The 10,422-nt window shown below is 36.8% G+C and carries 14 protein-coding genes and 2 pseudogenes; 3 read left to right on the top strand and 13 right to left on the bottom strand.

Annotation, left to right across the window (positions count from 1 at the left end; translation table 11 throughout):
- Nucleotides 1–429: 429 nt before the first annotated feature.
- The 3 genes and pseudogenes from CUS_RS07140 to CUS_RS20725 form a co-directional block, all read left to right on the top strand.
- Nucleotides 430–1,509, top strand: coding sequence for a hypothetical protein (locus tag CUS_RS07140; RefSeq protein ID WP_002848894.1), 1,080 nt, complete (start codon nt 430–432; stop codon nt 1,507–1,509).
- Between the two features lie 18 nt (nt 1,510–1,527).
- Nucleotides 1,528–2,103 (top strand): hypothetical protein, encoded by a 576-nt coding sequence (locus CUS_RS07135; RefSeq protein ID WP_002848891.1) that lies wholly within the window; start codon nt 1,528–1,530, stop codon nt 2,101–2,103.
- Between the two features lie 28 nt (nt 2,104–2,131).
- Nucleotides 2,132–2,395 (top strand): annotated as a pseudogene (locus tag CUS_RS20725) (SOS response-associated peptidase); the annotation flags it as partial.
- A 19-nt stretch (nt 2,396–2,414) separates the two neighbouring features.
- On the opposite strand, the gene CUS_RS20375 reads toward CUS_RS20725, so the two are convergent.
- The 13 genes and pseudogenes from CUS_RS20375 to CUS_RS07070 all read right to left on the bottom strand — a co-directional run.
- Complete coding sequence (locus CUS_RS20375) at nt 2,415–2,624, bottom strand: hypothetical protein (protein WP_002848906.1); 210 nt, start codon at nt 2,622–2,624, stop codon at nt 2,415–2,417.
- A gap of 14 nt (nt 2,625–2,638) precedes the next feature.
- Nucleotides 2,639–3,013 carry a DUF4313 domain-containing protein gene (locus CUS_RS07125; RefSeq protein ID WP_002848900.1) on the bottom strand — a complete coding sequence of 125 codons (375 nt, stop codon included), beginning with the start codon at nt 3,011–3,013 and terminating at the stop codon, nt 2,639–2,641.
- 27 nt (nt 3,014–3,040) lie between these two features.
- Nucleotides 3,041–3,520: a deoxycytidylate deaminase gene (locus CUS_RS07120; protein WP_002848902.1), complete on the bottom strand. Its 480-nt coding sequence runs from the start codon at nt 3,518–3,520 to the stop codon at nt 3,041–3,043.
- A 142-nt stretch (nt 3,521–3,662) separates the two neighbouring features.
- Nucleotides 3,663–4,748 (bottom strand): DNA-methyltransferase, encoded by a 1,086-nt coding sequence (locus CUS_RS07115; RefSeq protein ID WP_002848907.1) that lies wholly within the window; start codon nt 4,746–4,748, stop codon nt 3,663–3,665.
- Nucleotides 4,749–4,894: 146 nt separating this feature from the next.
- On the bottom strand, nt 4,895–5,185 hold the full coding sequence (locus CUS_RS07110) for a DpnD/PcfM family protein (protein WP_002848892.1): 291 nt from the start codon (nt 5,183–5,185) through the stop codon (nt 4,895–4,897).
- Between the two features lie 63 nt (nt 5,186–5,248).
- The gene (locus CUS_RS07105; RefSeq protein WP_002848896.1) at nt 5,249–5,725 is read right to left on the bottom strand and encodes a macro domain-containing protein; all 477 of its coding nucleotides are present in this window, start codon (nt 5,723–5,725) and stop codon (nt 5,249–5,251) included.
- Nucleotides 5,722–6,459, bottom strand: coding sequence for a DUF4241 domain-containing protein (locus CUS_RS07100; protein WP_227945407.1), 738 nt, complete (start codon nt 6,457–6,459; stop codon nt 5,722–5,724). Before CUS_RS07100 ends, CUS_RS07105 begins: the two co-directional genes overlap by 4 nt.
- 47 nt (nt 6,460–6,506) lie before the next feature.
- On the bottom strand, nt 6,507–7,322 hold the full coding sequence (locus CUS_RS07095; protein ID WP_002848909.1) for a DUF4241 domain-containing protein: 816 nt from the start codon (nt 7,320–7,322) through the stop codon (nt 6,507–6,509).
- A 526-nt stretch (nt 7,323–7,848) separates the two neighbouring features.
- Nucleotides 7,849–8,448 carry a zinc-ribbon domain containing protein gene (locus CUS_RS07090; protein ID WP_002848898.1) on the bottom strand — a complete coding sequence of 200 codons (600 nt, stop codon included), beginning with the start codon at nt 8,446–8,448 and terminating at the stop codon, nt 7,849–7,851.
- Between the two features lie 209 nt (nt 8,449–8,657).
- Entirely contained in the window at nt 8,658–9,101 is a 444-nt protein-coding gene (locus tag CUS_RS07085; RefSeq protein WP_037276859.1) for a Panacea domain-containing protein, read from the bottom strand.
- A 49-nt stretch (nt 9,102–9,150) separates the two neighbouring features.
- Nucleotides 9,151–9,747, bottom strand: a complete 597-nt coding sequence (locus CUS_RS07080; protein ID WP_002848903.1) for a YopX family protein — start codon at nt 9,745–9,747, stop codon at nt 9,151–9,153.
- 2 nt (nt 9,748–9,749) lie between these two features.
- On the bottom strand, nt 9,750–9,974 hold the full coding sequence (locus CUS_RS07075; protein ID WP_002848893.1) for a hypothetical protein: 225 nt from the start codon (nt 9,972–9,974) through the stop codon (nt 9,750–9,752).
- A 180-nt stretch (nt 9,975–10,154) separates the two neighbouring features.
- Nucleotides 10,155–10,422 (bottom strand): annotated as a pseudogene (locus tag CUS_RS07070) (hypothetical protein); the annotation flags it as partial.

Raw genomic sequence — 10,422 nt, 5'->3', positions numbered from 1 at the left:
TTAATCACTTATGTTGTAATTATATAAGAAAATCAATTCAGATAAAAAAAGAGCCTGCATAAAAGCAAGCTCTTTGTCTGATCACTATATCAGAGGAAAATTTTCTCTATATCTCTTCTTACAGTTTATTTATTAGTTAAATTGAGTTCGTCAAGATCAAATAGACAAACGGGAACGACACCTAAACTGTACGCCGTAATGCTGCAGCTCAACTCACCTGACGGATTGATGGCACGTACACTGTGGGCGTTGCCGGTGTGGGGATACAACGGAGTCACCGTCCATACCAAATAATCGTACTTATGTAATCAGATAATTTCATTTTTTTATTAAAAAGTGCTTGACAAAAAGTGAAAAATGATATATAATTTATGACAGCAAAATGCTAGCAAGAAAAACACAGTTAAACACTTAGGAGGTAGCAAACAAATGAAACAATCTAAAATCCAAAAAAGCTTTTACTTTAGTGATCAAAAAACAAAAAACATAATTGAAAAGCGTTGTGCTGATTTAGCGTTGATAAATAATCAGTCAACCTCATATATAATCGAAGAAAAACTAAAGGAAGGGCTATTCCCCAAAAACAAATATGCAAAAGAATTAACTACTTTTTGTCTTTATAATGATGACTTAAATTACATAAAAAATACGCTTGATGCCGCATTCCAAAATAATGCTGCGGGAATCGACTGGAAATCAATACATAGTAATTTTTACCCAATTGTGATGTTTAGTCTTAAATATTTTAAAGGTCCGGATAAATTTACTGGAAAGGAACAAGAATTTCATCATCTTGTAGAACAACTAAATTTAATAATACAAAGGATAAATAATACTGTAAATGGTATAATCAACATTGAAGAAAGGTCATTTTTAATTGAAAAAGCCAAAAGTGCAACTGAACTGATTGCAACGCTCAAAGAAAACCCGGGAAAGACAACTCCGTATGACATTTTTGAGATAATTGCTGATTTTTTTGCTATGTTGGATGACTGGTCAATTACTTACAGAGCATTAAGTGATCTCGCTGCAATATGCACGTTTAAGGAAAGTACAACCCAACGCATTGAACTTTTCGATATAGTTAATGAACTTTCGGTAGATTGGGAGACAAAAACTGAAAAAAACAATGATAATGAAACAAGCATAAATACCGATCTTTACTTAAATCGTGTTAATTTAAAAGTTGTGCAAGACGACCAATTCACAAATAATTTTCTGTCTGTTTATGCAAATGATGCTTGTGTTGGTAACATAACAGCCGCATTTGAAAATATATTGTGGAATAGCATGGGTAGTTACAACCCGAAATACCAGTTTAAAGATGAAGATATTTTTGCATCAGTTGTTGCTGAGTTAAAAAAATACAAAAATGAGCACGGATACAAATATCTGGTCATAGATGATTTGCGTGGTGGATTTGCTAGTTTACTTGACCAAAAGATGATTAGTCGAGTAGGATTTAAACAATTACCGGATAATTATCCATCACTTTATTATTTAGAGTAAATAAGGAGGAGGTAAAAAATGAGAATATCAGATTTACATTTCATTGATGAAACCGAGTTAGCGTATTCGGCTATAACTCCGTGTCTATTTAAAGACAAAACCGAAGAAAATGCAGACGAATACAACAATTTTGTCAGAACCCTTATCAAAAATGCGTCTGACACGGATGATTTTGTAACGTGTTACCTTAATGAAGCAGCAGCATTAAAATATAATTATTACAAGTCTAAATGTTATCAGATAATGCTTAATATTTATGATAAAAACAGGGCTAGAGACTACTGTTATAAAATGATAGCAAGAAGATCCAGAACTACAATATCGGATGCTGCTTCAATAAAGATAGGAAACAAAAACACTATTATGTATTTTCCAACTTTAAGTCAACGTACATTTACACATTATAAGGTACTTGAAAAAAAGGATTTTTATGCTTACAACCTAATGGACTATATATCAACATTCGAGGGAACAAAGCTTAATATTTACCGCCAAGATAAGGGAAAAGATAACAAAATTGACAAAGTATTGGACAATGGCAAATATAGTGTATATTCATATGATGGGATAATTGCACTTGTAAAAGAAGTATAGTTCTTGATATACTTGGAGAGTAATTATTATGTGTACTTGGTTCTATGCAGACAATAAGTATAAACCCTTGTCAACCATGGCACAAAAACTACCTCTTTCTGACAGCATAATGATGGCGATGTCAAAGTCAAAAGCGATGTCAGGTAATATACGTCCAACAGATATGGCTGCCGTACTTGCGCCGAATAAGCAAGGAAATGTCTCTGTATTTCCGATGATTTGGGGCTTTGCAAATGAAGTAACCACAAAGCCCCTTATTAATTGCCGTGTCGAGACTGCCGATCAGAAGTCCTTGTGGAAAGACTCATGGTTCAGACGTAGGTGTGTGATTTCTGCATCATGGTATTATGAATTGGGTATACTTCAGCTAAAGCGCCTTTTTCCAGAATGGTTATTGATCTCAGCTGATAACCTTTTGAAGGATCCTGTTTGCCGAAGAAAGTTTCGATAAATGATCTTTTGATTATTTCTTTGTCCAGGCTTTCAAGCATTTCTGTTATTTTATTTTGATTAGTAAACATAATTTTTCTCCTTTTTATTCGATCTCCTCCGCGATCTCTTTGAGTTTATCGCTGAGGATCCATTCGTCATAAGTGCAATATCCGGAACTTAGCTTTCTGTTTGTCGGGACCGCCAGCTTTTCATCTGTAAGTATCTCTTTCAAAGCAGGATACCAGTACTTGTCATCTCTTATATAGATGGCATTCTCAGGTGGAACGTGAAGAAAACTTGTTTCCGGAAGATTAGTAGATACATCGCAGTACGAGGTCCAGCATCCGAGATCTTCATCCCAGCTTATCAGACCCAGATAAAGTCCACCGCCGGGAATAAATGATTCGAGATATTCGCTGATCGCGAATTTGACCTTTTCTGCTCCGAATTCTGTTTTGAGTGTGAATATTTTTTCCATAATTGAAAACTCCTTTTATTTTTTTGATCACATCGGCAGTATCTTTACAAAGTGCTCCTGTTTTATCTGACGAGTTTTTACACCCGCCATCTTAAACATCATCTTTGAAGCCTTTGTTCCGTCTGTATCTGCGTATTTGTCGCATGTATAAATAACTTCCTTTATACCGCTCTGGATTATTGCTTTGGCGCATTCGTTGCATGGGAAAAGTGATACATAGATCCTTGACCCTTTAAGGTCGTGGTTGCTGTTCAAAATAGCATTAAGTTCTGCGTGGCAGACAAAAGGGTACTTAGTATCAAGGAAGTCCCCTTCTCTACCCCAGGGCATCTCATCATCATTACATCCGGCAGGCATTCCGTTGTATCCCACTGAAAGTATCTTGTTTTCCTCAGAAACGATACAAGCTCCTACCTGAGTGTTCGGGTCTTTGCTTCTTGCAGCAGATAGTTCGGCTATACCGAGAAAATAATCGTCCCATGAAATGTAGTTCATTCGTTTTTTCATTTTTTATCCTCCTTAATTATTATAGTGATTCAGTTTTTAATGACTCCAATTATCAAAAACCGATCCTGCTTGTATTATACTTGAATATTCATACCAATAAAAAAGCAGCTCTGCCGTGAGCAGAACTGCTGAAACTGAATCACTAAACAGATAGCGTTCTTTCGTCTGTTCCATTTTTTATGATAGATATTGCTCTGTTTTTTATTACAGTGAGATACTTTTTATCTATCTCACACGTAAAGACTTTCCTGTTCAGAAGAAGCGATGCTGCCATTGTCGAACCTGAGCCTGCAAACGGGTCAAGGATCCAATCACCTTCTTCGGTTGAGTTTTCTATATACATTTTAAGCAGTTCAACTGGCTTTTCGGTCTCATGGAGTTTCTGACCCTTTATGTTATCGAACTGATGTACGGTTTTGCTGCCGCAATTTGAGATAGCTTTTGCTTTTCCTTTATAGCAGAACAGTACATACTCACAGTTTTTCATGTACCATCTGTTGGGAGTGGCATTATTTTTCAGCCAGACCAAAAGGTTATGGATCTTAAAGCCTGCTCTCTGAACTGCTTCCATAAGCGGCTGAAGATTAAGGAAATTCGTGAAGAAATACGCCTGTCTGTCAGGTTTGAGTACTCTGTAACATTCGGGAATATATTCATCAAACTGTATATCGTTGTTATCGAATATCTTTCCGTCGTTTTTGCTCAGCATTCCTCTTGGTGCGTTCTTTCCGCCTGTTCCTCCGGATATTACCCTGTAAGGCGGATCGGTAAGTATCATATCAAAAGACTCTGTTTTAAGTTTGTTCAGTATAGTCTTAGCATCAGCATGAGCCAGCACTGCCTGCAGGTTTTTCTTAGCATTCAGGAAGTCCTGTTCATCTGTAAACGTTCTTTTCTTCTCATATACGCCTTCTTCCATCATTTCGTTTTCTACAAATACATCTTTATAGAAGAAGTCAACGCTTCCGTTTTCCGAGATTTCGTAAGATGCTCTGTAACTGAGGCTTACACCTTCTTCGGTCTTTTCTGCCTTTATTACTTCAATTAAAACAAAGACCCCTGCTTCTTTTCTTTCAAAAGCAGGAGTTTCTGTTGTTCTCAAATATCTGGAAATAACTCCTCTTATACCGGTAGGAGAATATTCAGGTAATTTTTCGTATAATTCTTTTGTCGTCAGACCGTTATGATTTACGCTCAGCAGTCTGATCACTTTCTGTATCAATGTCATTTTTATTCCTCCGTTTATTATATAGTGATTCAGTTTTTTGACTCCAATTATCCAAAACCGATCCTGCTTATATTATACCTGAATATTTTTCCCAATAAAAAACACCCTTCCGAAGAAGAGTGTTTGATGTAAGTTATCGGTTTATCTTATTTTTCGTAATCATCAAATTCATCGTAATACATATCATACAAACTATCATACGGACGATCTTTCGATGTATCTATACTATTATCTTCAACATTGATCTCTTCTATCTCCACTCCGTCTTTTTCGTTCTGAACTGTGAACTCGACTCCATCAAAATCTTCAGCTTCAAGAATGTATTCGCTGTTATGCCATGCTGCATCGACCATATCCTTTGCATCTTCTGCAGTTTCAGCTTCAACTGTTACAGTCCTTTTAAGCGTTTCGATAATTGTTACATTAAATTCTTTCATAATGAACTTCTCCGTAAATTTCTATAGCATATTTATTGTTTGTTCTTAAGGGAATTCAAGTGACTATTTGTACAGACAAACAAGGATCTCTATATCAGTGTTCTCAAATACTTCTTTTATGATCTGTCTGACATTATCCCATTTTAGTTTATCCAATCCGCAGCCGATTAGTGGCATAGCCAACTTCCATTGAATTCCTATAGGCCGTATATCTCCCCCAGGCAAATAATTTTCAGCAATCACCCAATTCTTTAAATTCTCAAGACTTTCCCTGAGTGTATCATAGGTGGGTTTCATCCAATACTTTTCTTTAGTGATGAGATTTGCTACCATTTTATCCTTAAGACCGACAGGTATCATATATCCATGACCTTCCCAGTTCTTCGGATAGTTTTTCACAAGTTTTTCTTTCACGCCCATCTGAGCGAATTTCTTTGCGATTCCTGCACCCAAAGCAAAGTCAGAACTTATGCAATGGACTAGGACGTAATCATCGGGAACTTCAAACAGATCTCTTATTTCTTCCTTATAGATCATCATTCTTCCTCCTCATCATCCTCAAAGCTGATAAATAATATCTTTATAGCTACGATCTTTCCTTCGGGATTTCTTGCAGCAAAGCATTCGTAACTACCATCGCCGTAGCCTGAACTGCTGATGAATGCTTTATCATCTAAAGGCATTGCATCTCTCTGCACGAATGTGGATTCGTACCATTCTTTATCCTTGCATTTTTTTGCAAAATAATCTTCGTCATAAATTCCGCATTCACCTGAATCCACTCCTACGTCAATGTCCTGAAGTTCGTCAGGTTCATGCTCTTCAGGGTCGTACTTCTCGTGTACTACCTTGATAGCAGCGACTCTCCCCTCTCCTGTATTCTGACAAAAGCAGTTATATGTTCCGGGAAGAACATTCTCAAGACTTCCTGCACACCAGGTCTCCATGTCATAACAGGGGTCGGATACTCTTACTCTTGTATCCAGAGTGATAGTTCCTCTTTTGACGTAATCGTACAGGCAGTTCATTTCCACATGAACCGGTTCAGTTGAATACTTATCTGTTATAGCCTTTATCCTGTCGTGTTCTTCCTTTGGAAAGGTATAACTTTCATAGAAAAGCCAGAAGTTATCTGCTCCTGAAGGCTCGCTGTGGATTCCGAGTTCTTTAAGTATCTCAAATCTCTTTTTCAGCAGATTCTGATTTAACTGATCATCTTCCGTTTTCTTTGTAAATACAGTTACAAAGATGTCTGAAATAATAGTGTTGTTCATATCGTTTTCCTCCGATGTTTCATTATTTGCATTCTTAAATTCGTTCATTAAATTTTTAGGGAGTGCTTCTGCAGGTATTCAAGCCAAAAATTTATTGTTCCAACATAAAGAAAAGTAATTTTTATTGCAACTATTTTATCTTCAGAGTTTCTTACAACAGAGCATTCATAAGAACCATCGCCGGGACTGCTTATAAACGCTTTATCATCTAAAAGCATTACATCCCTCTGTACGAATGTAGATTTAAACCATTCTATATTTTTACAGTTTTTTGCGAAATAATCTTCGTCATAAATTCCGCATTTACCGGAATTTACTTCTATGTCAATATTCTGAAGTCCATTAGGTTCATATTCTACTTCAGGGTCGTATTCCTCATGTACTACTTTTATCGCAGCAACTCTTCCATCTCCTGTTCTTTGACAAAAACATTTATATGTTCCCGGAAGAACATCAAGACTTCTTGCACACCGGCTCTCCATGTAATAACACGGATCGGATATTCTTGCTCTTGTATCCAGAGTGATGGTTCCTGTTTCATTGTAATCGTAAAGACAGTTCATTTCTATATTCACACGTTCGTTAGAATAGTAGTGTGCTGCGTATTTATCCATTACAGCCTTTATCCTGTCATGTTCTTCCTTTGGGAAAATATAGTCTTCATAGAAAAGCCGGTAGTTACTTGCTCCTGAAGGCAGCTCGCTGTGAATTCCGAGTTCTTCAAGTATCTCTATTCTCTTTTTTAGCAGTTTCTGATTTAACTGTTCATCTTCCGTTTTCTTTGAAAATATAGTTACACTGATATCTGAAATAGCAGTATTACTCATATTTATTTTCGATGTTCCATTTTTAAATTCGTTCATTTTGAATTCCTCCGTATAGTATTATTTGTTTTGGTCTTGTTTTTGCTGTTCGTTCCAGTGGTCGATCGCCTTGCGAACACTGGTGAAATTGCGAGTACAATCGCAGCGGTCCGTAGAACACACAACAGCCCATACATTCCGGTATCGTACTCTTACTGCGCCATAGGCTTTTCTGTCAGAGCCTACAATTACGCTTTCACGGTCTGATGCTATGCGAATATCCGTGTTGCCACAGAAGCGGCAAGGACTCAATTTGTCCTTGTATTTTTTCGTGTAGGCTTTCGCCTGTTCAAAACGTTTACTCATAGTACTTCAATTCTACTCTGTCATAAAAAATCATTTGAAATTCCTCCGTATAGTATTATTTAGTGTTTTCGATAACTTATCTACTCCGGTCATCAATAAACATCTATGTTGTTATTATAGTAGAAAATTGAAAGTAACAAAATCATTTTTGTTTAAGCGTCGTTAATTTGTGTCACGTGTGACACAAACAAAAAATGTCCCGCCGAAGCGAGACATTGATTTAAGACAGGTCAGATCTGATTTTCCGTTTGTTTCTGCAATCCTCACATCTTTTGGGTAACGAAAATTTCTTTTTATTAAACCATTCGATCTCATTTTTACTGAGAGCGAATAACTTTCCACATTCTTTACAACGTATGTACTTCAGTTCTCTATGCGGTTCATTGGTTAGTACATCCGAAATAACGGCGTATCTTTGATCTCGCAGTTCCTTGCTGAGATAAAGGTCAAAGTTAATACAATAAGTGTTTCCATTAGTAAAAGAAAACACAAATACTGTTTTGAAAATGACATTTCCTTTGTCGTCCAGAAACTGAATATAAGGAATCTTTCTGTCTTCTCCGGTAATTATGTCGCCAATTTTGATCGGAGATCTAAAAATATACTCTCCGTATTCATTGGCAAATGCCGGTTTGCTAAAATCATATTCACAGAGTATTTCTGTTTTAGATCTATCGAAATGAAGAGACATGGTTTCATCTCCGATATTAACATCGGGTGTTGATGAAAACCATATTGCTCCCCGATGATCCCCTTTTACGGTTGCTTCATCAATAGAAAATACATATGTGCCGATCAGTTTTTCTTTAATAATTTCCATGGTAATTCCTCCTATGTAACCTGTCTTGTTCTCCGAGTTATCAATAATTATTACTGATAAAATTATACGAGAATATTTATTGCAATAAAAAAACATCCCCCCGAAGAGAGATGTTTGAATAACAGGTTATTATCAGTTTTCAATTTTTACTATATTTCCTACCACAGTCACCGAAGGGCAGGAATTTCCTTCATGACCGAAATTCCATATCAATTTCCAGAACGATACTCTTTTACCTTTTGTGCATCAATATAAATATCACTTGTTGAAATCCTCGCACTCCCATTTTCTCCTTCCGGAATCCCAACTCTCGCACGCTTCCATGATTCTTCGCCATGAGAAATCATACTTAAACTCCATGAAAAAATATGCGAATACTCCGAAAACACCTTATCCATTATAGGATCTAAGGATTCGTCATTATATCTCTTGTCAAAATCATTACTCTTGTAATGATTTCTGATTTCTCTTAAAGCCGGACCATACTTCCAAGCTTCAAACTCTTCTACGAATAACGGTTTACCAGTTTGGATAATTGATTCTCTCTGCGCGAAGTATAATAATTTGTGCAACTTCATTTCATCAATGCGTTTGCCATTCTCTTTCTCATACCTATTACAGATATACGACGCAACATTGAAAACACTATACATTACACGCTCTCCTTTCAATATAGTCACTTTCAAACTCTTATAGATATCCTTAGTTTACTATATTTCCTATCACAGTCACCGAAGGACAGGAATTATCATCATGACCGAAATTCCATATCAATTCCCAGAATGATATGAAATTGTCACAGTACGAAAAATGTTCAGTGTTATCTGCTCCGCACCATTCAGCTATCTCACGGCAGAGATGGTCATAGTCGATGTTTTCTTTTGTAGCTATCCCGAACGCTCCGGCGCAGAATACAACTTTGCCTTCCATGCCGCAGAATGAGACTGTATCTCCCTCAAAGATCCTTTTACCGTTGCTGTCAGTTAATCCTGTATACTTTCTGATAAGTTCTTCTTTTTCCTGCCTCTCAGCTTCCAGCCATACATCATAATCATTCAGAACATCGTGATAAAACTTTCTGACATTTTCCGTTCCGTACTTTGAAACAGCCTCTTCAAAGGTAAGCTCCGTATGTTCCGTTTCATCAAGAAAGATATTGCTGATAAACTGACCGTTATACTCGAATCCGACCTTTGTTCCCTGTTCTGTTTCATTTGCAAGGTACTGATTAACTTTAGAAAGAGCCTTAGCCAGTTTCAGTTCATCTTCTGTTGTGTTAAATATCTTTAATATATCCATAATTATTTCTCCCATTCTCTGCCTTTATCATCGCAGCCCATATAATAGAAAGGACAACTAAGCCCGGCACAGCACCAGTTTAAATTGTACCTTCCGTTAATGCGAACGACTTCCCTTATATAGGAAGGGTCACGGCACATCATGTACTTTCTTTTCGGTTTGCCGTTACTGAAGTATAGGTCACTTGTTTTCCTTTTGAGTTTTTCTGATTCCGTTAAGTTCTTCATTTCGATTCCTCCCGGTTTTCTTCTAATAGCTTTTCTGCATATTCGTTGTATTTATCAATAACCTGAGTTTATCGGCTCCATGTTATCAATAAATATCTACGCTTTTATTATACAAGATAATTGAAGCAAACAAAAAAAGGCCCTGCATAAAGCAAAGCCTTTCTTATCAGATCAATTCAATTATTCGTTCCAGCAAAGCTGCATATACTTATCAGCCTCATCTTCTGTAAGCTGATACTTTTCTATGACTACATTTTTGGTCATGCCTTTTGTAAAATTTGCCGCCTGAAGTGTTGTGATAAGAATCTTTATTCCGTTTTCACGTTCTTCGGCTTTTCCCTCTGCTTTTCCTTCAACTCTTCCTTCAGCTCTTCCTTCTGCTTTTCCTTCAGCTTTTCCCGCTGAGAATCCTTCAGCCTTCTGAAGTTTAAAAGCCATTTCCTGATCA

The sequence above is a fragment of the Hominimerdicola alba 8 genome, from assembly GCF_000178155.2.
Taxonomy (GTDB): domain Bacteria; phylum Bacillota; class Clostridia; order Oscillospirales; family Ruminococcaceae; genus Hominimerdicola; species Hominimerdicola alba_C.
This window is presented reverse-complemented; position numbering and strand designations above follow the sequence as displayed.

What these genes read in the sequence shown, in the direction of transcription:
- CUS_RS07140 (WP_002848894.1), top strand. Translation starts at nt 430, where the DNA reads ATGAAACAATCTAAAATCCAAAAAAGCTTTTACTTTAGTGATCAAAAA.
- CUS_RS07135 (WP_002848891.1), top strand. Translation starts at nt 1,528, where the DNA reads ATGAGAATATCAGATTTACATTTCATTGATGAAACCGAGTTAGCGTAT.
- CUS_RS20375 (WP_002848906.1), bottom strand. Translation starts at nt 2,624, where the DNA reads ATGTTTACTAATCAAAATAAAATAACAGAAATGCTTGAAAGCCTGGAC.
- CUS_RS07125 (WP_002848900.1), bottom strand. Translation starts at nt 3,013, where the DNA reads ATGGAAAAAATATTCACACTCAAAACAGAATTCGGAGCAGAAAAGGTC.
- CUS_RS07120 (WP_002848902.1), bottom strand. Translation starts at nt 3,520, where the DNA reads ATGAAAAAACGAATGAACTACATTTCATGGGACGATTATTTTCTCGGT.
- CUS_RS07115 (WP_002848907.1), bottom strand. Translation starts at nt 4,748, where the DNA reads ATGACATTGATACAGAAAGTGATCAGACTGCTGAGCGTAAATCATAAC.
- CUS_RS07110 (WP_002848892.1), bottom strand. Translation starts at nt 5,185, where the DNA reads ATGAAAGAATTTAATGTAACAATTATCGAAACGCTTAAAAGGACTGTA.
- CUS_RS07105 (WP_002848896.1), bottom strand. Translation starts at nt 5,725, where the DNA reads ATGATGATCTATAAGGAAGAAATAAGAGATCTGTTTGAAGTTCCCGAT.
- CUS_RS07100 (WP_227945407.1), bottom strand. Translation starts at nt 6,459, where the DNA reads ATGAACAACACTATTATTTCAGACATCTTTGTAACTGTATTTACAAAG.
- CUS_RS07095 (WP_002848909.1), bottom strand. Translation starts at nt 7,322, where the DNA reads ATGAACGAATTTAAAAATGGAACATCGAAAATAAATATGAGTAATACT.
- CUS_RS07090 (WP_002848898.1), bottom strand. Translation starts at nt 8,448, where the DNA reads ATGGAAATTATTAAAGAAAAACTGATCGGCACATATGTATTTTCTATT.
- CUS_RS07085 (WP_037276859.1), bottom strand. Translation starts at nt 9,101, where the DNA reads ATGTATAGTGTTTTCAATGTTGCGTCGTATATCTGTAATAGGTATGAG.
- CUS_RS07080 (WP_002848903.1), bottom strand. Translation starts at nt 9,747, where the DNA reads ATGGATATATTAAAGATATTTAACACAACAGAAGATGAACTGAAACTG.
- CUS_RS07075 (WP_002848893.1), bottom strand. Translation starts at nt 9,974, where the DNA reads ATGAAGAACTTAACGGAATCAGAAAAACTCAAAAGGAAAACAAGTGAC.